General features: G+C 72.6%; 19 protein-coding genes and 1 riboswitch. Of the genes, 7 read left to right on the top strand and 12 right to left on the bottom strand.

All coding sequences use genetic code 11. The features are described 5' to 3' along the window. Position 1: 1 nt before the first annotated feature. The gene (locus tag OG294_RS33450; protein WP_327070292.1) at positions 2 to 2,194 is read right to left on the bottom strand and encodes an NB-ARC domain-containing protein; all 2,193 of its coding nucleotides are present in this window, start codon (positions 2,192 to 2,194) and stop codon (positions 2 to 4) included. Between the two features lie 139 nt (positions 2,195 to 2,333). Further along, positions 2,334 to 2,921, bottom strand: a complete 588-nt coding sequence (locus OG294_RS33445; RefSeq protein WP_327070291.1) for a hypothetical protein — start codon at positions 2,919 to 2,921, stop codon at positions 2,334 to 2,336. Between the two features lie 83 nt (positions 2,922 to 3,004). On the opposite strand from OG294_RS33445, the gene OG294_RS33440 reads away from it, so the two are divergent. The 3 genes from OG294_RS33440 (at position 3,005) to OG294_RS33430 (ending at position 4,967) form a co-directional block, all read left to right on the top strand. Continuing rightward, positions 3,005 to 3,532, top strand: a complete 528-nt coding sequence (locus OG294_RS33440; RefSeq protein WP_327070290.1) for a PadR family transcriptional regulator — start codon at positions 3,005 to 3,007, stop codon at positions 3,530 to 3,532. Between the two features lie 207 nt (positions 3,533 to 3,739). Beyond that, complete coding sequence (locus OG294_RS33435; protein WP_327070289.1) at positions 3,740 to 3,931, top strand: YegP family protein; 192 nt, start codon at positions 3,740 to 3,742, stop codon at positions 3,929 to 3,931. A gap of 151 nt (positions 3,932 to 4,082) precedes the next feature. Further along, positions 4,083 to 4,967, top strand: coding sequence for a PhzF family phenazine biosynthesis protein (locus OG294_RS33430; protein ID WP_327070288.1), 885 nt, complete (start codon positions 4,083 to 4,085; stop codon positions 4,965 to 4,967). Here OG294_RS33430 and OG294_RS33425 read toward each other — a convergent pair. Both OG294_RS33425 and OG294_RS33420 read right to left on the bottom strand, forming a co-directional pair. Beyond that, positions 4,945 to 5,748 carry a CPBP family intramembrane glutamic endopeptidase gene (locus tag OG294_RS33425; protein WP_327070287.1) on the bottom strand — a complete coding sequence of 268 codons (804 nt, stop codon included), beginning with the start codon at positions 5,746 to 5,748 and terminating at the stop codon, positions 4,945 to 4,947. The two genes, OG294_RS33430 and OG294_RS33425, sit on opposite strands and share 23 nt — an antisense overlap. A 73-nt stretch (positions 5,749 to 5,821) precedes the next feature. Further along, the gene (locus tag OG294_RS33420; protein WP_327070286.1) at positions 5,822 to 7,324 is read right to left on the bottom strand and encodes a glutamate-cysteine ligase family protein; all 1,503 of its coding nucleotides are present in this window, start codon (positions 7,322 to 7,324) and stop codon (positions 5,822 to 5,824) included. Positions 7,325 to 7,688: 364 nt separating this feature from the next. On the opposite strand from OG294_RS33420, the gene OG294_RS33415 reads away from it, so the two are divergent. Both OG294_RS33415 and OG294_RS33410 read left to right on the top strand, forming a co-directional pair. After that, positions 7,689 to 8,300 (top strand): hypothetical protein, encoded by a 612-nt coding sequence (locus OG294_RS33415; RefSeq protein ID WP_327070285.1) that lies wholly within the window; start codon positions 7,689 to 7,691, stop codon positions 8,298 to 8,300. Between the two features lie 334 nt (positions 8,301 to 8,634). Beyond that, positions 8,635 to 8,826 (top strand): DUF5999 family protein, encoded by a 192-nt coding sequence (locus OG294_RS33410; protein WP_327070284.1) that lies wholly within the window; start codon positions 8,635 to 8,637, stop codon positions 8,824 to 8,826. A 139-nt stretch (positions 8,827 to 8,965) separates the two neighbouring features. Here the strand turns inward: OG294_RS33410 and gcvP are convergent, their stop codons facing one another. Continuing rightward, complete coding sequence (gene gcvP, locus OG294_RS33405; RefSeq protein WP_327070283.1) at positions 8,966 to 11,866, bottom strand: aminomethyl-transferring glycine dehydrogenase; 2,901 nt, start codon at positions 11,864 to 11,866, stop codon at positions 8,966 to 8,968. 232 nt (positions 11,867 to 12,098) lie between these two features. Then, positions 12,099 to 12,204: riboswitch (glycine riboswitch) on the bottom strand. A 173-nt stretch (positions 12,205 to 12,377) separates the two neighbouring features. Between gcvP and OG294_RS33400 the strand changes: the two genes are divergently transcribed. Both OG294_RS33400 and OG294_RS33395 read left to right on the top strand, forming a co-directional pair. Further along, a complete protein-coding gene (locus tag OG294_RS33400) occupies positions 12,378 to 13,415 on the top strand; it encodes a PRC and DUF2382 domain-containing protein (RefSeq protein WP_327070282.1) in 1,038 nt (345 codons plus the stop codon). Positions 13,416 to 13,614: 199 nt separating this feature from the next. Continuing rightward, a complete protein-coding gene (locus OG294_RS33395; RefSeq protein ID WP_327070281.1) occupies positions 13,615 to 15,108 on the top strand; it encodes an MFS transporter in 1,494 nt (497 codons plus the stop codon). A 164-nt stretch (positions 15,109 to 15,272) separates the two neighbouring features. On the opposite strand, the gene OG294_RS33390 is transcribed toward OG294_RS33395, so the two are convergent. From OG294_RS33390 to OG294_RS33360, 7 genes are all read right to left on the bottom strand, one after another. After that, positions 15,273 to 16,691 carry a DNA polymerase IV gene (locus OG294_RS33390; protein ID WP_327070280.1) on the bottom strand — a complete coding sequence of 473 codons (1,419 nt, stop codon included), beginning with the start codon at positions 16,689 to 16,691 and terminating at the stop codon, positions 15,273 to 15,275. Positions 16,692 to 16,782: 91 nt separating this feature from the next. Beyond that, a complete protein-coding gene (locus tag OG294_RS33385) occupies positions 16,783 to 17,511 on the bottom strand; it encodes a SanA/YdcF family protein (RefSeq protein WP_442789274.1) in 729 nt (242 codons plus the stop codon). A 76-nt stretch (positions 17,512 to 17,587) separates the two neighbouring features. Continuing rightward, positions 17,588 to 18,271 carry a MerR family transcriptional regulator gene (locus OG294_RS33380; protein ID WP_327070279.1) on the bottom strand — a complete coding sequence of 228 codons (684 nt, stop codon included), beginning with the start codon at positions 18,269 to 18,271 and terminating at the stop codon, positions 17,588 to 17,590. 254 nt (positions 18,272 to 18,525) lie between these two features. After that, positions 18,526 to 18,999 carry a bifunctional nuclease family protein gene (locus tag OG294_RS33375; RefSeq protein ID WP_327070278.1) on the bottom strand — a complete coding sequence of 158 codons (474 nt, stop codon included), beginning with the start codon at positions 18,997 to 18,999 and terminating at the stop codon, positions 18,526 to 18,528. 96 nt (positions 19,000 to 19,095) lie between these two features. Beyond that, positions 19,096 to 19,782: a transcriptional regulator FtsR gene (gene ftsR / locus OG294_RS33370; protein ID WP_327071766.1), complete on the bottom strand. Its 687-nt coding sequence runs from the start codon at positions 19,780 to 19,782 to the stop codon at positions 19,096 to 19,098. A 172-nt stretch (positions 19,783 to 19,954) separates the two neighbouring features. Beyond that, positions 19,955 to 20,803 (bottom strand): FHA domain-containing protein, encoded by an 849-nt coding sequence (locus OG294_RS33365; RefSeq protein WP_442789273.1) that lies wholly within the window; start codon positions 20,801 to 20,803, stop codon positions 19,955 to 19,957. 208 nt (positions 20,804 to 21,011) lie between these two features. Further along, entirely contained in the window at positions 21,012 to 22,013 is a 1,002-nt protein-coding gene (locus OG294_RS33360; protein ID WP_327070277.1) for a DUF881 domain-containing protein, read from the bottom strand. Between the last annotated feature and the right edge of the window lie 6 nt (positions 22,014 to 22,019).

Genomic DNA, 22,019 nt, shown 5'->3' with positions numbered 1-22,019 from the left:
CCTACCGCTCCTGAGGACCGTCCTCCTCCGCCAGCCGACGCCGCAGGTCCTCCGCCTCCGGGCTTCCTCCCGCCTCGAAGATCTCCAGGGCACGGGCACGATGACGCCGGGCTCCGGCCCGGTCCGCCGTCGTCCGCTCGATCAGGTCGGCCAGTGCGATGCGGGCCCGTGCCTCGTAGTGCGTGGCATCCGCGTTCCGCAGGGCTTCCGCTGCCCGTTCGAGGTCGCCCCGGGCTCCCTCGACCTCACCCAGGCGCGCCCGAGCCCGACCGAGGGCAGCCAGCGCCCGGGCCGCCATCCTGCGGTCCGGCGGGCCGAGGCTCTCGAACTGCGTGATGACCCGCCGCAACGTGACGCAAGCCGCCTCGGGGCTGCCCGCGGCGTCCTGCGCACAGCCGAGGAAGTAGCTGGCGACGGCCACCCCTCGCGGGTCCTGGGCCTCGTGGTTGAGTCGGAGCGACAGCTCGAAGACCGTGACCGCACGAGCGGGGTCGTGCCGCTCCCAGTAGCGGCCGAGGAACTCCTGCACCGAGGCACGAAGCAGGGGGTGCCCCGACTCCTCCGCACGCACCACGGCCGTCTCCAGTTCGGCACTGGCCCGGTCGTCCTCCCCGAGATCGAGCAGGGGGCGGGAGAGCAGACTGCGCAGACGCGCTTCGGCCGCCACCGCCCGGTCGGCGATCGCGGCGTCCACGCCGAGTCGCAGGGAGTCGCACCAGTCGCCCAGGTGCCGGTGATGCAGGAAGAGCGCGGTGAACGCCTCGGCGAGCTGCCAGGCCTGCCGGTCCAGCGCCTGCCGCCGGGCGGCCCGCAGCACCGCGAGGACGTTGCCCCGCTCGGCCTCCAGCCAGGCCAGGGCCAGTTGGCCGGCCTCCTGCCCGGCCTGCGCGAAGGGGTCCGGAGCGTCCCGGAGCAGGTCTCGCAGGTCGGCGATCCGCAGCCGGTCGGCCTGGACGGCCCGGTCCGCCAGCGCGGTGAGGGCCAGGTAGTGCGTCACGAGGCGGGACAGAGCCGTGGCCTGCTCAGCCTCGGGGGTCTCCAGCTCGGCGCAGTGACGTGCGTGCAGGCGCACCAGGTCGTTCAGGTGGTAGCGGCCGTCGGCCGTCGCCTCCAGCAGGCTCGCCCGGACCAGTTGTGCCATGAGCCGCTGGACGGCGGCCGTTTCGAGCCCGCCGGCCGCGGCCACCGCGCCGGCGTCGAAGCTGGGCGTGGGCAGGATCCCCAGCAACCGGTAGAGCCAGGCCTGCTCCGGTGCCAGGGACCGGTAGGCGAGATCGAAGGCACCGGACACACTGCGCTCCCCTCCGGGGGTCTGTAGCGTCATCACCGACAGCCGGGCCGCGTCGTCCTCGAGTTCCCGTGCCACCGACGCCAGTGTGAGGTGCGGTTGCATCGACAGCCGGGCCGCCACCAGGTGCAGGGCGACGGGAAGCCCGCCGCACAGGGCCACGACCCGACGCGCGGCCGTCGGGTCGGCGCGGACCGGCTCCGGTTCGCACAGGGCGGTCAGCAGCTCCAGGCCGGCCGACTCGTCCAGCGGGTCCAGCTTCATCAGTCGCACGCCGTCGAGCCTCAGCTCGCCCAGCAGGATGTCACTGGTGGCCAGGAGCGCACTGCCCGCTCCCTTGGGGGTCAGCATCTGGACCTGGGCCGGCTCGGTCACATTGTCGAGCACCACCAGCAGGCGGTGCGCGCCGGACAGCCGACGGTACTCGCGCAGCCGGTCGTCGACACTGTTCGGCAGGTACTCCTCGGCCTGCCCGAGGGCCTTCAGGCAGACCGCCAGCGCCTCGGCGACGCTCCCGCTCACGCCGCCGTCCGAGGCCGCGAAGTCGACGTAGAGCTGCCCACCGGGGAAGCGCTGCCTGCAGTCGTACGCGAGCCGGCGGACCGTCGCGCGCCGACCGACCCCCGGCAGTCCGCTCACCACCGCCGACGCGACAGCATCGGCCGCGTCGTCATCCAACCATGCGCTCAGGGTGCCCAGTTCACTGACCCGGTTGATGAACCGGGACAGGTGCTGCGGCACGTCGTCAGGCCTGCTGCTGCTCCTGGAGGGCGTGGCCACGGGCACGTTGACGGTGATACCGCCGTGGACCCGACCGATCTGCAAGGCGTTGCCGTGGACCGTGCCGTCCAGGACGTTGCGGACGAAGGTCCGCTCAGCCGGCTCCTCGAAGCGGTCGTGGTCCATCCACTCTCCTGTCCTGGAGCCAGCCTGACAGGCCATCACGTTACCGGAGCACCTCCTCCACCACCGCTGGCTTCCCGATTTCCGGCACCGCGCTCCGAGCCGCCCCGTGGGTTCGGCCGGAGTCGCCCGGCACCCGGGCCTATACGGCCGGATCCACCCTCTGGTCCGCGGCGGCCTGGGCGCGCGCGGCGTACTTGCCCGAGAGGACGAACGGAACCACGAAGCCGAGCACCTGCACGGTGACCAGCGCCGCGGCGGCGGAGTGCGCGCAGCCGACGATGGCGGCGCAGGCGATCGCCGCACCGGTGAAGCCGGCCGCCCAGATGCCGGTGAGGACCTTGTTGACGTGGATGAAGCGCGGGGCGTTCCAGAACTCCTCGGGGACCTCGGCACGCGCGAAGGAGAGCGTGAAGGGCTTGCCGACGGCGAGCGAGCCGAGCGCCACGGCGGCCAGGGTCGCGTTGGCCAGCGCGCAGGTCCACCGGTGCAGGCCCGAAGTCGGGTCGGCCACCGCGATCACGGCCATCACCACGAAGAAACCGCAGGTGGCGGCGGACAGCAGGTCGGCTCCCTGCCGGCGTACCGCGCCGAGGAGCAGCAGCACGGCGGCGGTGGCGGCCGTGCACATGCCCAGGCGCCAGTCGAAGGCGCCCAGTACCGCGTAACAGAGCCAGGGGGCGAATCCGCGGACGTAGTTCACCGCGATGATCTCCTTTCGGAGCGACATTCCACTATTGGACGGTCACAGTGTGACCGGTCAGTCTTGGTCTGTCCAGACCTGACAGGTCAGCCCGGTAGTAGAGTGAGCCCATGAGCCTGCGCCACGCCGTCCTGGGCCTGCTGGCCGAGACCCCCAGCAGCGGATACGACCTGCTCAAGCGCTTCGAGTCGTCACTCGCCGCCGTCTGGCCCGCGAAGCAGAGCCAGGTCTACGGCGAGCTCGCCAAGCTCAGCGAGGCGGGCCTGATCGAGGTCACCGGCACCGGCGCCCGCAACCGCACCGAGTACGGCATCACCGACGCCGGACGCGCCGAACTGAAGGAGTGGCTGACCGGCCCCGGCCCCGGCGCCGACGCCGCCTACCGCAGCGCCGCACTCCTGCGCGTCTTCTTCCTCTGGACCCTCCCGCGCGAGGAGGGCGCCGCGTACCTCAAGGAGTTCGCCCGCCGCAACCAGGAGCGCAACGCCGTCCTTGCGCGCGTGCGTGAAGAGGCCGAGTGGATCGGCGACCCGGTCCAGGTCTGCGAATGGCTGGCCCTGGAGTTCGGGATCCGCGCTTCGCAGTCCGCCGGGGACTGGGCGGACTGGGCGGCCGAGCAACTGAACGAGCACCTGTAGGGCCACCCGGAGCGCCCGCAGCGCCCGGAGCGTCCGACGACGAGATCATCGACGCCCTCACCGTTCTCAACGGTAGAAGGCCAGTTGAACGCTGCCGCACACCGCCTCCCGGCACCCGCCCCCTGACGGACCGTCCGGCGTGCGACCCCGCCATCGACCCCCTACGGTGCGTCAGGAGGGGGCGTCCAACCCGAGAGGTGAAGATCCATGGCAGGGAAGTTCGAACTGTTCACCGACGAGAGCGGCATGCACCGGTTCCGGCTCAAGGCCAGCAACGGCTCGGTCGTCGTGGTCGGCGACGCGCACGAGACCAAGGAATCGCTGCTGCAGAACATCGAGTCGCTCCGCAAGCTCGCGCCGTACGCGGAAGTCCGCGAAGCTAGCGCGAGCCCGGCGTAGCAGGTCTCGACGCGGGTCGCGACGCGGGTCGCGAAGGCGCGGCGGGGAGCGGCCACGGTCGGCCGCTCCCCGCCGCTTTGCCCAGCCCGACCGGGCCAGACCCGCCGGATTGGCCCTGTTGACGGTTCCTGGGTACCCGTACGCTCGGGGAATGCGCATCTCGATCATCGACGCCTTCACCGACCGACCGTTCGCCGGCAACCCGGCCGGCGTCTGCCTGTTGGAGACGGCCAGCTGGCCGGACGAGAAATGGATGCGCCAGGTGGCCCGCGAGCTCAACCTCTCCGAGACGGCCTTCGTCCGCCCGCCGAGCCCGGCCGAAGCGGCCACCGGCACGGCTGCCGCTACCGCTTCGGACGGCGAAGTCGACTGGCTGCTGCGCTGGTTCACCCCGATGACCGAGGTCCCGCTCTGCGGCCACGCCACCCTGGCCGCCACCCACGCGCTGCGCACCCAGGGTCTGACCAACAGCCGCCCGATCCGGTTCGGAACGCTGAGCGGGGTGCTGACCGCGGTGCCGCAGGCCGACGGGACGATCAGCCTGGACCTGCCGGCCGCGCGACCGGAGCCGGCCGAGGTGCCGGACGGCCTGGCGCAGGCGCTCGGCCGACCGGTGGTCGGCTGCTGGACCACCGGTGAGCTCGACGTCCTGCTGGTCGAGCTGCGCAGCGAGCACACCGTCCGGGGCCTGGCCCCGGACCTGGCGGCCGTCACCCGCCAGCAGGCCCGCGGCGTGGCGGTCACCGCGCTCGCCGAGGACCCGGCGGACGGCTACGACTTCGTCTCGCGCTACTTCGCCCCGGCGGCCGGCGTGCCCGAGGACCCGGTGACCGGCAGCGCGCACACCGCGCTGGCGCCGTTCTGGGCCGAGCGGCTGGGACGCACCGTGCTGAGGGGCTACCAGGCCTCGGCCCGCGGCGGCCTGGTCCACTGCGAACTGCGCGGTGCGGCCGGGACCGGCTGGGACCGGGTGCTGCTCTCCGGCGGGGCCGTCACCGTGTTGGACGGCCGGCTCACCCCGTCGGCAGCCAGCTGACGTGACCGGCCAGCAGCGCGTACCCGACGAAGGCCGTCGTGTCGATCAGCGCGTGCGCCATGGCCATCGGCATCACCCGGCCCCAGCGCCGGTAGAGCAGGCAGAAGATCGCGCCCATCACCATGTTGCCGACCAGCCCGCCGACGCCCTGGTAGAGGTGGTACGAACCGCGCACCAGCGAGCTGGTCAGCACCACGGCCGGCCAGCCCCACCCGCGTTGTTCGAGGCGGCGGATCAGGTAGCCGAGCACCACCACCTCCTCCAGCACGGCGTTCTGGCAGGCGGAGCCGATCAGCACCGGGATCCGCCACCAGACGTCGGGCAGGCCGGAGGGCACCACGGTGAGGTTGGCACCGGCCGCCCGCGAACCCAGGTAGAGGGCCAGGCCGCTGCCGCCGATCACGGCGGCCACCGCCGCGCCGCGTCCGAGGTCGGCGAGCTTGTGGCGCAGGTCGAAGCCGAGCACCCGCAGGCTGGTGCCCTCGCGGATCAGCAGGTAGCCGACCAGCACCACCGGCATCAGGCCGCGGCCGATGTAGTAGAGCTGGTAGGCCAGGTCGATCCAGGGCCGCCCGGGGGCGGCCGAGGAGTTCAGCGGCGCGACCTGCTGGCTGAGCGCGGCGTGCTGGGTGAGCGAGTCGGCGAAGCTGATCGCCGCGTAGATCCCGCTGGCGCCCAGGGACAGGCCCAGGACGATCAGCAGCTCGGCGCCGAGCAGCCGCCGCCCGGGCGAGCCGGGCGGCAGGATGTTCTCCGGAGAGGCGGGCGGTGCGATCGTCATGGCCGATCATCCTGTCACACCGCCATGAGCACGCCCTTCACGGCTTTCACCCCCGCGCCGACCCGGCCGGCCCTCACCCCACCGGCCAGGTGTGCACGGGTTCCCCGCCGCGCATCAGCTCCATGTACCGCTTGGTCATGGTGGCCAGCGCGGTCGCCTGGTCCATCCCGTAGCGCTCGCGCAGTTGGTGGACGGTGGCAGCCTGCCAGGCGGCACCGTTGGTCCGGCGCAGGCAGCGCTGCTCGATGATGCCCAGGTAGCGGTCCCGGTCGGCCGGCTGCACGCCCCACTCGTCCAGGCCCTGGTGGGCCAGCGGCAGCAGCTCGCCGAGCACCAGGTCGACCACCGGCACCTCGGCGAGCGCGCCGCGCGCCCCGCGGCCCTGGCGCGGCCAGTGCAGCGCGGTGTCGATGCCGTAGCGCGCCGCGGTGTGGAAGTTCCGGTCGGCCCGGTCGAACGGCAGCCTGGTCCAGATCGGCCGGCTCTGCTCGGCGAGCACCCGGACCAGTCCGTAGTAGAAGGCGGCGTTGGCCAGCGTGTCGGCGACCGTGGGACCGGCCGGCAGGCAGCGGTTCTCCACCCGCAGGTGCGGCACGCCGTCGGCCACGTCGTAGACCGGCCGGTTCCACCGGTAGATGGTGCCGTTGTGCAGCCGCATCTCGGCGAGCCGCGGGATACCGCCGCAGGAGAGCACCTTGGCCGGGTCCTCGTCGTCGCAGATCGGCAGCAGGGCGGGGAAGTAGCGCAGGTTCTCGGCGAAGAGCTCCGCGGCCGAGTCCACCCAGCGCTCGCCGAACCAGGTGATCGGGCGCACCCCCTGGGCCTTGAGCTCGGCCGAGCGGGTGTCGCAGGCCTGCTGGAAGAGGACCGGACGGGTCTCGCGCCACAGCTCGCGTCCGAACAGGAAGGGCGAGTTGGCCCCCAGCGCCACCTGGACGGCGGCGATCGCCTGGGCCGCGTTCCAGACCGGGGCGAAGCGGTCCGGGGTGACCTGCAGGTGCAGCTGCAGCGAGGTCGCCGCCGCCTCCGCCACCATGGTCACCGAGTCCAGCACCAGGTGCTCGACCCCCTCGATGTCCAGCGCGATGTCCTCGCCGCGCGCCGCCATGATCTGGTCGCTGAGCAGCGTGTAGCGGTTGTTGTGCGACATCGAGTCCAGGCCGGTGTGCTCGACCCCCAGGGTCGGCAGCACGCCGACCATGATGATCCGGGCGCCGGCCTCGGCGGCCCGGCGGTCGGCGTAGCGCAGGCCGGTGTCGATCTCCTCGCGCAGCTCCTCGAAGACGTGGCCGCTGAGCCGGTGCGGGGCGATGTTGACCTCGATGTTGAACTTGCCCAGCTCGGTCTGGAAGTCGGCGGAGCCGATCGCCGCGAGCACCTGCTCGTTGCTCATCAGCGGCAGGCCCTGCTCGTCGGCCAGGTTCAGCTCGATCTCGAGGCCCAGGACGGCCCTGGGCCGGTCGAACCGGCCCTCGCGCAGCATCCGGTCCAGCGCCTCCTGACAGGACTGCAGTTTGCGTCGGTACTGCTGTCGGTCCGCCAGGTCGGCCCGGGTCGCGATGACCTTCTCCCCCACGGATACCCCCTTCGGCCGGTGTCACCGTGCCCAGCATCATGGTGCCCAGCATCATGCCCAGCCGGAAGATCGATACCCGATGCGCCCTTATGCCTTGCGCCACAAGGGAGCTGACGGCTTCTCACCTGTGTTTCCCGACTTGCCGGGCACGACAGAAGGTGATAAACAGGTCACCCTGCGCACTTGTTCGAGTAGGCTTCGCGCTGCACGCCGCCCCGACCCTTGGCCGAGGCGGCTCCCTCGCTTGCCGCGTGGCCCCCTCGCGCGCTCAGCCCCGCGATCACGCCCAACCGGACCCGGCTCTGTCGCGCCACGCCGGTATGCCGCTTTCGCACGCCGATCTCGCACGGAGAGGCGACCCGCCATGACCTTGCAAACGCCCCAGCCCCCGCCGAGCGCCCTGCGCGCCGTCCTGGCCGCCCTGAACTCCCAAGCCGCCCTGCGGCAGGCCGGGGCCGCCGCGCTGCGCAGTCCCACCGGGCCGCTGCAGCCCTCCCATCCCCTGGCGGTTCACCAGCTGCCGCCCGCGACGGCGACGGCGCGCGCGCTGGCGGAGGCCCCGCGCACGGGTTGGCGGTTCCTGATCGAGCACGGCGGCCAAGTGGTGGCGGCGGCCGAGGTGGTGAAGTCGGCCGAGGGCCACAGCTTCGCGCACTTCGCGGCGGGACCCTATCTCGACTCCACCATGCGGGCACTGGCTCAGGCCCGACACCTGGTGCAGTCGCTGCGCACCAGCCACCAGGCGCGGCTGCTCTCGATGCCCGGGCACTACGCCACCGCACTGTGGCTGCACGGCATCGACGCCGCGCCGGAGGAGGACCTGCTGATCCCGCTGGCCCCGGCCCCGCTCGGGGTGGCCGCGCACCGCGCCCATCCAGCGGGCGACCTGCTCGCGCTGCTCGCCCGCCCGAGTGCCGCGGCGCCGGTGCGGCCGGCCGCGCCCGCTCCGTTGGCCGCGGCGGTGCCCGCCCTCTGACCCCACCCGTTCGGACTACCTCGCAGCCACCCGGTCGAGTCATGGCCGGGTGGCCCGTTTTTGCGCCGCCGCCCGGTTCGACCATCTGAATGGGTGATCTCTGCCCTGGAGTTGTGGCGCATGTCACCAAACAGCTGCGGGACGGCCTCCGGATGCCGACACTGGGAACTGCGTGGAAGGACCACCTGTCCTACCCACAGAAGCGCCGACTCACACCTGGGCCGGCGGGACAGGATCCGACCACCGTCAACGGCGTTCCGGGGTTCGTGGGGCCTCAGGGCCCGGGCCGGCACCGCTGAGGGGGGCGGGATCGTGAGTGAAGCGGGGTACAACGATGTGCCAGCACCGACCTGAGTGTCCGTCGGCCGAGTCGGCCGACCGTGAGGCGGCGGTTCCGGTCGCCCGCCACCCCGAGCAGGGCTGGAGCCTGCTCTGCAACGGGGTCCTGCTGTTCGAGGACACCGGTGAGCTGCTGCCGGACGGCCGGGTGATCGCGCCGCACCGTTCGCGGCTGGTCGCCGCCTGACAGCCCACCCGGACGGGTTGCGGCCCCGGCCCACCGGGGCCCGGACGTGACGAGGTCCCCTGCGGAACCTGCCGCAGGGGACCTCGTCACGCGCGCGGCCGGGGCCGGCCCACCGGGGCCGACCGCCGGCTCATCCCGCTCAGGAGCCGTACTCGTCCAGCGGCGGGCAGGAGCAGACCAGGTGCCGGTCGCCGTAGGCGCCGTCGATCCGGCTCACCGGCGGCCAGTACTTGTCCGCCGGGTTCACGCCCGCCGGGAAGACCGCCTCCTGGCGGCTGTAGCCGTGCGCCCAGTCGCCGGCCAGCGTGGCGGCGGTGTGCGGGGCGTTGCGGAGCGGGTTGTCGTCCGCGGCCCAGGTGCCCGAGCCGACCTTGTCGATCTCGGCCCGGATCTCGATCATCGCGGCGCAGAACCGGTCGATCTCGTGCAGGTCCTCGGACTCGGTGGGCTCGATCATCAGCGTGCCGGCCACCGGGAAGGACATGGTCGGGGCGTGGAAGCCGTAGTCGATCAGGCGCTTGGCGATGTCGTCCACGCTCACCCCCGTCTCCTTGGTGAGCGGGCGCAGGTCGATGATGCACTCGTGCGCGACCAGGCCGCCGGGGCCGGTGTAGAGCACCGGGAAGTGCGGGGCCAGCCGCTTGGCGATGTAGTTGGCGTTCAGCACCGCGACCTGGGTGGCGCGCTTGAGGCCCTCGCCGCCCATCAGCCGCACGTACGCCCAGGAGATCGGCAGGATCGCCGCCGAGCCCCACGGCGCGGCCGAGATCGGGCCGACACCGGTGGCCGGACCGGCCTCGCTCTGCAGCGGGTGGTTGGGCAGGTACGGCGCCAGGTGCGCGCGCACCGCGACCGGGCCGACGCCCGGGCCGCCGCCGCCGTGCGGGATGCAGAAGGTCTTGTGCAGGTTCAGGTGCGAGACGTCCGCACCGAACTTGCCCGGCTTGGCCAGGCCGACCAGCGCGTTGAGGTTGGCGCCGTCCACGTAGACCTGGCCGCCGGCCTCGTGCACCAGGGCGCAGATGTCGGTGATCTGGGTCTCGAAGACGCCGTGGGTGGACGGGTAGGTGACCATCAGCACGGCGAGCTGCTCGCGGTGCTGCTCGATCTTGGCCTTCAGGTCCTCGACGTCCACGTCGCCGTCGGTCAGCGTCTTGACGACGACCACCCGCATGCCGGCCATCACGGCGGAGGCGGCGTTGGTGCCGTGCGCCGAGGCCGGGATCAGGCAGACGTCGCGCTGGGTGTCGCCGTTCGCGTGGTGGTAGGCGCGCACCGCGAGCAGACCGGCCAGCTCGCCCTGGGAGCCGGCGTTCGGCTGGATCGAGACGGCGTCGTAGCCGGTGACCTCGACCAGCTGCTGCTCCAGCTGGCGGATCAGGGTCAGGTAGCCCTGGGCCTGGTCGATCGGGGCGAAGGGGTGCAGCTGGCCGAACTCCGGCCAGGTGACCGCCTCCATCTCGGTGGTGGCGTTGAGCTTCATGGTGCAGGAGCCCAGCGGGATCATGCCGCGGTCCAGCGCGTAGTCCCGGTCCGAGAGGCGGCGCAGGTAGCGCAGCATCGCGGTCTCCGAGCGGTGGCTGTGGAAGACCGGGTGGGTGAGGTACTCGTCCTCGCGCAGCAGGTCGCCCGGGAGCGTCTCGGCGACCGAGTCCGCGTCCACGCCCGCGACGCCGAAGGCGGCCCAGACGGCGGCCAGGTGCTCGCGGGTGGTGGTCTCGTCGCAGGAGATCGAGACGGTGTCGGCGTCCACCTGGTAGAGGTTGATGCCCGCCTCGCGCGCGGTGGCGAGCACCGCGGCGGCACGGCCCGGGACCTTGGCGGTCACGGTGTCGAAGAACGCCTCGTGGGCGAGCTCGACGCCGCCGGCCCGCAGGCCCGCGGCCAGCGCGGCGGCGTAGCGGTGGGTGCGGCGGGCGATGTCGGCCAGGCCGTCGGGGCCGTGGTAGACGGCGTACATCGAGGCCATCACGGCGAGCAGCACCTGGGCGGTGCAGATGTTGCTGGTGGCCTTCTCGCGGCGGATGTGCTGCTCACGGGTCTGCAGCGCCAGCCGGTAGGCGCGGTGGCCGTCGGCGTCCACCGAGACGCCGACCAGGCGGCCGGGCAGCGAGCGGGCGTACTCGGCGCGCACCGACAGGTAGCCGGCGTGCGGGCCGCCGAAGCCCATCGGGACGCCGAAGCGCTGCGAGGTGCCGCAGGCGATGTCGGCGCCGAGCGCGCCGGGCGACTTGAGCAGGGTGAGCGCCAGCAGGTCGGCGGCGACCGCGACGATCGCGCCGAGCCCGTGCGCCTGCTCGATCACGGCGGCCAGGTCGCGCACCGCGCCGGAGGCGCCGGGGTACTGCAGCAGCACGCCGAAGACGCCGCCCTCGGCGATGTCGGCCGGGATGCCCTCGGACAGGTCGGCGACGACCACCTCGACGCCGGTGGGCAGCGCGCGGGTGCGGATCACCGCGAGGGTCTGCGGCAGGGTGTCGGCGTCGACCAGGAAGACGCCGCCCTTGACCTTGGTGACCCGGCGGGCCAGCGCCATCGCCTCGGCGGCCGCGGTGCCCTCGTCGAGCAGCGAGGAGCCGGAGGTGGGCAGGCCGGTCAGGTCGGAGACCAGGGTCTGGAAGTTGAGCAGCGCCTCCAGGCGGCCCTGCGAGATCTCCGGCTGGTACGGGGTGTAGGCGGTGTACCAGGCCGGGTTCTCCATGACGTTGCGCAGGATCACCGGCGGGGTGAAGGTGCCGTAGTAGCCCAGCCCGATCATCGGGGTGAGCACCTGGTTCTGCCGGGCCAGCTCGCGCAGTTCGGCCAGTACCTGGGCCTCGCTGCGGCCGGCCGGCAGGTCCAGGCCGGTGATGCTGCGGATCGCCTCGGGGACCGCGGCGGCGGAGAGCTCGTCCAGCGAGCCGTAGCCGACCTGGGCCAGCATCTTCTCCTGGGCGGCGGCGTCGGGGCCGATGTGGCGGGACTCGAAGGGGCTGGCGGTTTCGAGCTCGGCGAGGGTGGCGGAGCTGCGGGGGCGACCGGCGGTCGGCTGGGCAGTCATGGTGGTCGAGGCCTCCTGGTCACGGACCGGCGGGGGCACGCACGCCGCGGGCCCGCGCCGCTGTGGAGAGCGGATGGACCTGGACGGGCGAGCCCGACAGGCCTCCCCCTCTGTCATCGGGACCTGAGAGCTTCGCCCGCACGGAGCTGACGCCCCGCCGGCTTGCACCGTCGGTGAGGGTGGTGCCCGCCGGCTCCCTCGCCCGCGGCCCTGCCCTGCTTTCCAGAGTGACCTATCCCACACGGTACGGATGCCTGAGAGATTCCGGGGAGGGTTTGCTCCTTCGGCGCCCCAGTCCCCTCTGTTCCGAAGGGTGGGGACTCTCCCGAGCGGGTTCGGCGGTCGCGCCCAGGGTACCAGCGCGGGCCTGTCGGACGACCGTGCAGGTGAGCGAATGTGCTCGCCCACTTGGCGCAGTCCGCGCACGGACGGCGGCGCTTGGCTCGCCGTCATCCGATCCGTGCCTTTTGGTGTGAATCGCAGGCAGCAGCCACAGGAGGAAGAGGAAAGCGTGCAGACCGACATCGATCCCCGAGACCTGATCGGGCACAAGGCCGTCGACCGCAACGGCGACAAGATCGGCACGGTGGACGAGGTCTACCTCGACGACGCCACGGGCGAGCCCGAGTGGGCCGCCGTGCGCACCGGGATCTTCGGCCGGGACGCGTTCGTCCCGCTGACCACGAGCGAGTTCTCCGGCGAGGAGCTGCGCGTGCCCTACGACAAGTCCCTGATCAAGGAGTCGCCGGACTTCGGCGTCGGTCAGCACCTCTCGCCCGCCCAGGAGCTGCAGCTCTACCGCTACTACGGCCTGGACTCCCCCGGCACCGGCCGCACGACCGAGCGCGCCACCACCACGAACGGCTCGCCGGACCTGGACTTCGGGGTGGCCGCCGCCCCCGTGGCAGCCGCTGCGGCCCGCACCAACGGCTCGGCCGAGGCGGGCGCGGGCCAGCCGACCACCCAGCTGCCCCGGGCCCAGGGTGCCGCGCAGTCGGCGCCGGCCACCATCGGACTGGACAAGCCGGTCGAGCCGCCGCCGAGCCCCACCCCCGACCCGGTGCGCACCGCGCCCAAGACCGGCGCCGACCACGGCCCGGCCACCAACGCGCCGCCCGGGCCGGTGGAGCTGACGCTGCGCGAGGAGCGCCTGGAGATCGTCAACGAGTGGCACGTGCTGGGCACCGCCAGTCTGCGCAAGTACGTGGTGGCCGAGCCGGTGGAGCGCCGGATCGAGGTGGTGCGCGAACGGGTCCGGGTGGAGCGGGTACCGGTCAGCGATGCGGAGCGGGCCACCCTCACCGCGCAGGAGATCGCCGAGGCGGTCGAGGAGGTGACGCTGCGCGAGGAGCGTCCGACGGTGCGCAAGTACGTGGCTCCGCTCGAACGGGTGCGCCTGGTGGTCGAGCGGTACACCGAGGAGAAGGTGATCCGCGACGAGCTGCGCCGTGAGCAGGTGGAGATCCACGACAGCACCGCCGCCACCCCCGGGCACACCCCGATGCCCGCGCCGCAGCAGGCGGGCACCCCCACCGGCCTCGTCGGCTGACCCCCGGCGGCCCGGCCGAACCGGCCCGATCGAACGGCCCGGACCCGCTCGCGCGGGTCCGGGCCGTCGGCCTCGACAAAGCTTCAGCGGTAGATATTTGACAGAGTGAAGCACTTTCGGCATGGTTACTTCAGTTCATTGACTATCGCTGGCTTGAAGCAGCTGGAAAGCCGCTCAGCCCGTTTCTGAAGGAGCCACCGTGAGTGAGGCAGTCAAGCCCACCGCCTCGGCCGCGAAACCGAGCAGTGCCCGGGTACTGCCCGCCCTGATCCTGGCGATGCTGGCCTACAGCGTCATCCAGACCGCGGTCGTGCCGATCCTGCCGTCGCTGGCCCTGGAGCTGAAGGTCTCGGGCTCCAACATCACCTGGCTGATGACCGCCAACCTGCTCTCGGCGGCCGTCCTGACCCCGCTGCTGGGCCGCTTCGGCGACCTGCGGGGCCGCAAGCCGATGCTGCTGATCTCGCTGGGCGGGCTGGTGCTCGGCTCCGGGCTCGCGGTGGCGACCCACTCCTTCACCCTGCTGATCGTCGCCCGCGTGCTGCAGGGCGCCGGCGGTGGCGTGCTGCCGCTGGCGATCAGCATCGTCCGCGACGAGCTGCCGCGCGAGAAGATCACCGGCGGCGTCGCCGCGATCAGTGCCTCGATGGGCGTCGGCAGCGGTCTCGGCCTGGTCGCCACCGGCGTGCTGCTGGAGCACTGGGACTACAAGTCCATCTTCTGGATGGGCCTGGTCGCCGCCGTCGTCGCCATCGCCCTGGTGGTCCTGCGGGTGCCGAACGACCCGGTGACCGACAAGAACGGCGGCGCCGACCCGCTGGGCGCCATCGCCCTGGCCGGCTGGCTCTCCGCCCTGCTGATCGCGGTCAGCCGCGGCAACGAGTGGGGCTGGACCTCCACCAAGACGCTGGGCCTGTTCGCCGTCGCCGCCGTGGTCGCGCTGATCTGGGGCATCGTCGAGGTCAAGGTCAAGCACCCGCTGGTCGACATGAAGATGATGGCCCGCCCGGCCGTCGCCTTCACCAACATCTCCGGCCTGCTCATCGGCTTCGGCATGTACGGCTCCTTCCTGGTGATCAGCAACTTCACCCAGACCCCCGCGCAGCTCGCCCACTACGGCTTCACCGCCACCGTGCTGCACGCCGGTGTGCTGCTGCTGCCCTCCGCGGCCGGCTCGATGGTCGCCGCCCCGATCGGCGCGATGCTGATCGGCCGCAGCGGCCCGCGCCTGCCGCTGGTGCTCGGCGGCCTGTTCGGTGCCGTCTCGATGGCCTACCTGGCCCTGCGGCACAGCGCCGAGGGCGACGTCTACTTCGCCGCCGGGCTCTTCGGCCTCGGCGTCGGCCTGGCCTACGCGGCCATGCCCGCCTTCATCAACGGCGCCGTCCCGGCCGAGCAGAGCGGTATCGCCAACGGCATGAACGCGGTGCTGCGCACCGTGGGTGGCGCGATCGGCACCGCCGTGCTGGGTGCAGTCCTGACCGGCGACACCATCAAGTTCCCGCCGCAGATCGCGGCGATGGTCAAGGTGCAGCTGCCGACCCTGGACGCCTACAAGCACGCCTACTGGATCACCGCCGTGATCTGCCTGATCGCCGCCCTGGTCCCGTTCGCGATCCGGACGGCCCGGCAGGCCACCGCCCCGGTCGACCAGTCGGCCGACGCGCCGCAGCCCACCAAGACCAGCGCCTGACGCGCTGGGGCTCCCGCCGGTGCACGACCGCCGGGAGCCCGCCCGGCGCCGTCCAGGGATCGGTGGCGCCGGACCGTCGAACGCCCCGCCCGAGCTTCTCGGGCGGGGCGTTCGCCCTTTCCGGCCCTGTGGCGCCCTGGGGGCGACCGGCCCTGGCCGGGTGGCTACTCCTCCACCGGCCGCAGCGGCAGCGGCTCGGCCGGGCTCAGCGCCGGGTCGTCCACCAGGAAGGTGCGCACCCGGCCCGGCGGCGAGTCGGGCGTCTCGAAGCGGACCGTGACCCGGCCGACCCCGCTGCCCTGCACCCAGCCGGCGCCGAACTCCTCGTGCCGCACGTCCTGGCCCGGCATCCAGATCCGGGTGCCCAGCGCCTGGTCGGCCCCCGCCGTCGGGGTGGGGGCGGTGGCGGGCTCGCCCGGCTCCGTCCGGTCCGCCTGCTCGGCCTCGGCCGCCGCCTGCGCTTCGGCCTCCTCGGCCGCCTCGGCCGCCGCCTGGGCGAACAGGTCCTCCTGGGTGAACTCGGCCAGCTGGGAGACCCCGACGCCGAGCAGCCGGATCCCGCCCGTCAGGTTGACCTGGGCGGCCAGCCGTCGGGCGGTGGCGGCGATCACCCGCTCGTCGTCGGTGGGTCCGCGCAGCGTCTCGGAGCGGGTCAGCGTGCTGAAGTCGAACCGGCGCACCTTGATCACCACCGTCCGACCGGAACGGCCGGCCGCCCGCAGCCGTCGCACGCAGCGCGCGGCCAGCACGTCCAGTTCGTGCAGCACCCGGTCGCGATCGGCCAGGTCGACCTCGTAGGTGTCCTCCACGGAGACCGACTTGGCGTCCCGGTCCGGGACCACGGCGCGCTCGTCCAGCCCCCGCGCCATCAGCGACACGCCCGCCCCGTGCGCCCGTCCGAGCAGCCGCACCAGCTCGTCCTCCGGCTGCTTCGCCACCTCGGCCACGGTCAGCAGCCCGGCCCGGCGCAGCGCCTGCTCGGTGGCGGGGCCCACCCCCGGCAGCGCCCGCACCGGCATCGGACCGAGCACCGCCCGCTCCTGGCCGGGGGCCACCAGCACCAGGCCGTCCGGCTTGGCCTGCTCGGAGGCGATCTTGGCCATCAGCTTCGAGCCGGCTGCGCCGATCGAGGCGGTCAGTCCGGTGCGGCGGCGGATGTCGGCCCGCAGGTCCTGGGCGATCGCCTCGACGAGCGCGCTGCCCTCGCCCGGCGGCACCGCGGCCAGCGCCGCACCGTAGGGGCCGGCGGCCAGGTCCACGTACGCCTCGTCCACGCTCAGCTGCTCGACCAGGGGCGACAGCTCGCGCATCATCGCCATCACCTGCTCGCTGATCTCCCGGTAGGCGACGAAGCGCGGCCACAGGTAGGCGGCGTTCGGGCAGAGCCGACGGGCCACGGCCATCGCCATCGCGGAGTGCACCCCGAAGACCCGGGCCTCGTAGGAGGCGGTGGAGACCACGCCGCGGCCGCCGAGGCCGCCGACGACCACCGGCTTGCCGCGCAGGCTCGGCTTGGCCGCCTGCTCCACCGAGGCGAAGAAGGCGTCCATGTCGAGGTGGAGGATGCTCGGCACTGTCCGCACGAGTCGATCATCGCGCAGTGGTCTGACAGAGCGGGGCTGACAGAGCGGGTCCGGCAGGCACGGGCCGGCCGGGCCCTCGCCAGGGCCTGTCCTAGCCCGCCGGGTGCACCGCGTCCGCCAGCGCCCGCGCCACGCCCGGGTCCTTGGGCCCGAGATCCGTCGGGTCCGGGTGGAAGAGGGCGCTGAAGGCGGCCTTGTCCGCCCCGGGCAGCTCCCGCAGGCCGCCGTAGTACCAGGTGGCGTCACGTGTCTCGGGCACCCCGACGGCGTAGGAGTCGATGCCCGCCGCCCGGCAGAGCGCCAGCGCCCGGCGCACGTGGTAGTCCTGGCTGACCAGCACCGCGTGGTCGACGCCGAAGATCCGCCGGGCCCGGTCGCAGGAGTCCCAGGTGTCGAAGCCCGCGTAGTCGCGCACCACCCGCACCGCCGGCACCCCGTGCGCGACCAGGTAGTCGTACATCGTGCCGGGCTCGTTGTAGTCGGGCCGGCTGTTGTCCCCGGTGACCAGGATCGCCTGGACCTTGTGCGCCCGGTAGAGCTGCAGGGCGGCGTCCAGCCGGTGCGCCAGGTAGTCCGAGGGCTGCCCGTTCACCACCCCGGCGCCGAAGACCACCGCGACCGGCTCGGCCGGCACGTCGGCCACAGTTCGGATCCGGGAGTCCTGCGAGCAGAACAGCCAGGCACTGGGCAGCAGCGCGGCCGCGCCGAGCAGCACCAGGCCCTGGAAGATCCGCCGCTGCCGCCGACGCCCCCGCAGCAGCCCGCTCACTCGTATCCGCACCCGCACGATCAGTCCGCCCCTGGTCGACCCATGATCCATCACCAGCGCGGACGAGTGGCCGATCCCGGATGGTTCCGCGGCGGGGCGCCCGCTGTCACGGCCGCCGGTGCAGGGCTCAGACCGCGCGGTTGCGCCGCTGGGCCAGTTCGTCGGCCGGGTCGTGTCCGAGCAACGTCTCGCCGGTGTCGGTGCGCTCGGCGTGCAGCCGGGACAGGGTGCCCTCCAGCTCCTGCGCCACCGCACCCACCGCGATGCCGAACATCCCCTGACCGCCCTTCAGCAGGTCGACCACCTGCTGCGGCGAGGTGCACTCGTAGACCGTCGCCCCGTCGCTCATCAGGGTCAACCCGGAGAGCGCGGCCACCTCGGCGCACTGCAGATGGGTGACGGCCACCCGGATGTTCTGCAGCGATACGCCGGCGTCCAGCAGCCGCTTGACGATCTTGAGGATCAGGATGTCCCGGAAGCTGTAGAGCCGCTGCGCACCGGTCGGGTACGAGGCCCGCACGCTCGGCTCGAGCAGGCCGGTCCTGGCCCAGTAGTCGAGCTGACGGTAGGTGATGCCCGCCGCCGCACAGGCCGTCGGCCCGCGATAGGCCAGCGCCCCGGGGGCCGGGGTGATCCGCTCGACGGCCGGCTGGCCGGGCTGGACCGCGGGGAAGCGGCCGACTCTGGGCAGGTCGGCGATGGTCTCGACCGCCGGAGCCTCCCAGGAACGGCCGATCATCGCCCGGTTGCCACGTGGCGGATGGAGGGCGCACGGGCCTCCCAGGGCCGCCTCGTCGCCGCTGCTGCTCATGCCAACCTCCGTCCACTCGTGCGCCGGGCGCCCGGTTCAGGTCAACCCGGCGGCCACCCCTGACGGTAGGCAGTCGTCCAAGACGCGTCAACGATCGCCACGCCGGGTTGGCGAAACCGAATCACTCCGGAGAGTGGTTTCGCGTGCCCCCAGTGTGGGTACGACCGAACACTTTGGCAAAACAGCTGATCGACTCCCGCTCGGACGCCAGACCGCGCGGCCCACTGCGGGCCGCTCGCCGACCGGATCCGCGGCTACTGGGCGCTGCCGCCGAAGTCCTCCGGCGAGACCTGGTCGAGGAACTCGCGGAACTTCTCGACCTCGTCCTCCTGCTCGTCCGGGATCGCGATGCCGGCCTCTGCCAGCACCTCCTCGGCACCGAAGATCGGGGTGCCGGTGCGCAGCGCCAGCGCTATCGCGTCGGAGGGCCGGGCACTGACCTCCACACCACCGGTGAAGACCAGCTCGGCGTAGAAGACGCCCTCGCGCAGGTCGGTGATCCGCACCTCGGTGAGCTGCTGGCCCAGCGCCTCCAGCACGTCCTTGAACAGGTCGTGGGTCAGCGGTCGCACAGGCGTCATGCCCTGCTGGGCGAAGGCGATCGCGGTCGCCTCGCCTGGGCCGATCCAAATCGGCAAGTACCGATCACCCCCCACTTCGCGCAGCAGGACGATCGGCTGGTTGGAGGGCATCTCCACCCGGACACCTACGACGTCGAGCTCATTCACAAGGCAACCCTATGGCCCCGCTCCGAGATATGAAAGCGCGGCCGGTCCCCGCGCACGGGCGCGCCGCACCCGACCCGACCTCGCGGGTCAGAACACCTAGGGCCGCAGCCCGGCCTGGACCATGGTGGCGTGCAGCCGCACGGCCAGGGTGGCCAGCTCGCGGGCGGTGGTCTCGGCGTGTGCCCTGGTCTGCGGGTTGCGGTGGCGGCGCAACGGGGCGACCACCTGGTCCACCAGCGCGATCTCCCGCTCGGCAGCGGCCTTCACCTGGCGCAGGTGGCGCGGTTCGAGACCGAACCGTCCGAGCTCTGCCACCAGACGGGCGATCTGCAGGGTGTCGGCGTCGTACCCGCCGTCCGGTCCGGCCACCACCAGGCCGTAGGACTCCCAGGCGGCCAGGTCCCGCTCCTCGGCCCCGGCGGCGGCCAGCAGCTCGGCCCGGCCCAGCCGCACGCCCGAGCTCGGGCCCGCGGCTGCGACCAGCTCGCGGTCGGCCTCCTCCAGCGGGCCGGGGCGGGCGTCCGCCGCCGGCAGGGCCGGCGGCGCCTCCCCGCGCTCGATCGCGTCCAGGTGCTCGCGGATCACCCGCAGCGGCAGGTAGTGGTCGCGCTGCATGCGCAGCACGTAGGCCAGCCGCTCGACGTCGGAGGGGCCGAACTTGCGGTAGCCCGAGGGCGTGCGCTGCGGCTCGACCAGGCCCTCCGCCTCCAGGAAGCGGATCTTGGAGATGGTGACTTCCGGGAAGTCCTCGCGCAGGAAGGCGAGCACCGCGCCGATGCTCAGCAGCTCGCCGCCGCGTGGTTCGGCCGCCCGGGGCACGAGGCCGCCGGGGCGACGCTGGGGGGTCACGGTCTGATTCGAGGTCACTCGCGCTCTCCTGCCGCCGTCGTGGTGCCGAATCCCCCCGCCGTCCGCCCGTGCCCCAGCCCCGTGCCCCGCCGGCGCCCCCGGTGCCTCAGTACCGCTGAGGTCCCGCGAAGAACACCAGGCGGTACTTGCCGATCTGCACCTCGTCACCGTTGTTCAGACCGACCTCGTCGATCCGCTCACGGTTGACGTACGTCCCGTTCAGGCTGCCGACGTCCGCGACGCTGAAACCACCCGGGCGACGGCGGAACTCCACGTGCCGGCGCGAGACGGTGACGTCGTCGAGGAAGATGTCGCCCTGCGGGTGCCGACCGGCGGTGGTGACGTCCGCGTCCAGCAGGAAGCGGCTGCCGGAGTTCGGACCGCGCTGGACGATCAGCAGCGCGGAGCCCGGGGGCAGCGCGTCGATCGCGGCCAGCACCTCGGCCGAGAGCGCCGGGGTGGCCCCGGTGCCGGTGGCCGTGGGGTCGTAGGACTCCAGGCCGGAGATCGAGATGGTCGAGGTGGTCTCGGCCGGCATCTCCGGCGCACCACCGCGCAGCGGGCTGCCGCAGTTGTTGCAGAACCTGGCGGTGGCCGGGTTCTGGTTGCCGCACCGGGGACAGACGATCGGGCCGGTCATGTTCGCAGCCTCCTGGCGCGGTACTCCCCCTGGGACATGCCCGGCATAGGACTCCGGGGCAAACCCTCCACCAGAGGTTGAGGGTCCTGACGGGAAACCTATGCGCGGGCCGCCCGAAGGGTCAACCGACGCGCCGTAGCCCGCGTCGCGGAAGAGCGGGCGCTCACCGGCCGGCTGGTAGCCGTCCTGCGGGGCGCCACGCATCCCGGGGACCTGGCCCGCCTCGTCCTCCTCGCGCCGATGGCGCGCGGTGGGCATTTCCACCGCCGCGCGACGGCGGTTGGAGCGGCCGAACAGCTTCGAGAAAAAACTCACGGGCGAATCCCCTTGCGTGAAACAGACCCGCCCGCGGGGCAGGGTGAGAACCTCGGACAGGCGGCGAGCCCGGCGTTCGGCCGGGGCTTCGGGAGTGGTACAGCACAGTCTGACCGACGCCGTTCCGGTGGTCTGCACCGGGGGGCGCTCAGTCGCGCAGGTGGGAAGTGGTCCAGCCGACGGGGCGTCAGGCGAATCGGATGGTTCCTCACTTCGCCGCCGGCTTGGCGAACTGCGCCGATCCGGGTGCGGCCAGTGCGTCCACCGTCAGCTTCTGCTGCTCCGAGATGTTGGTACCCACCTGCTCCTTCTCCAAAGTACGGACGATGCCGCCCGGAATGTTCAGAGCGGGCGTCAGGTCCTGCGGACTGCCGATCACCGTGAAGCGGTACGGCTGCGCGACCTTCTTCCCGTCGATCGCCACCCCGCCCGAGGGCAGGTCGGTGAAGTAGGTGTGCGCCACCACTCGGACATCGTTGATCTGAATCGCCTCCGCCCCCGCAGCTCGGAGTTCCTGCAGGGTGTCCAGCAGCATATCTGCCTTGACCTGCCCCTGGGGGTCATCGACAGTCAGTACGATCCCCGGTCCGCTGGCCTTGACCGTGCCGGCCAGCACGCCCAGCTCCAGCGCCTTCTGCCGGGTCTGCTCCTGCGCCTCCTTGGCCTGGTTCGAGCTGTTCTCCAACTGGGTGAGGGACTGGTCCAGTTGACCCTTCTCCTGTTGCAGACGCTGCTGACGGCTGTCCAGTTCGTCCAGGATCCGGACCAGGTCCTCCTGACGGGCGCCGCGCAGCGCGCTGTGGTCGTTGGTGCTGCGCACCTGGATCGCCAGGCCCAGGCCCAGCGCGAAGAGCAGCAGGGCCACCACCAGCTGGCCACGGGACAGGCGCGGCGGCCACAGGGCCTTGCGCAGGCGTCCGCGGCCGTCGAGCGGGGGCCGCGCGGGGGCGGACGACTCGTCGGCCCTCTCGTCCCCGGCGACGCCCTCCGCAGCCGGGGCCTGCTCCTCGGCGGGTTCGTCCGTGCCGAGTCCGTCCGTGCCGGGGTCCTCCGTGCTGAGTTCGTCCGTGCCGGGGTCGTCGCCGACCGGCTCGTCGGTGTCGGGTTCGCCGCCGTCAGGTGCGTCGATCGGGGGCGCGCCGGTCTCGGGCGCCGTCGCGTGGCGCTCCCCCGGCTCGCGCGGTTCGTCCGCAGTCTCGTCCTGTGTCACGTCTCG

It is taken from the genome of Kitasatospora sp. NBC_01302 (genome assembly GCF_035976515.1).
Classification (GTDB): Bacteria; Actinomycetota; Actinomycetes; order Streptomycetales; family Streptomycetaceae; genus Kitasatospora.
This window is presented reverse-complemented; position numbering and strand designations above follow the sequence as displayed.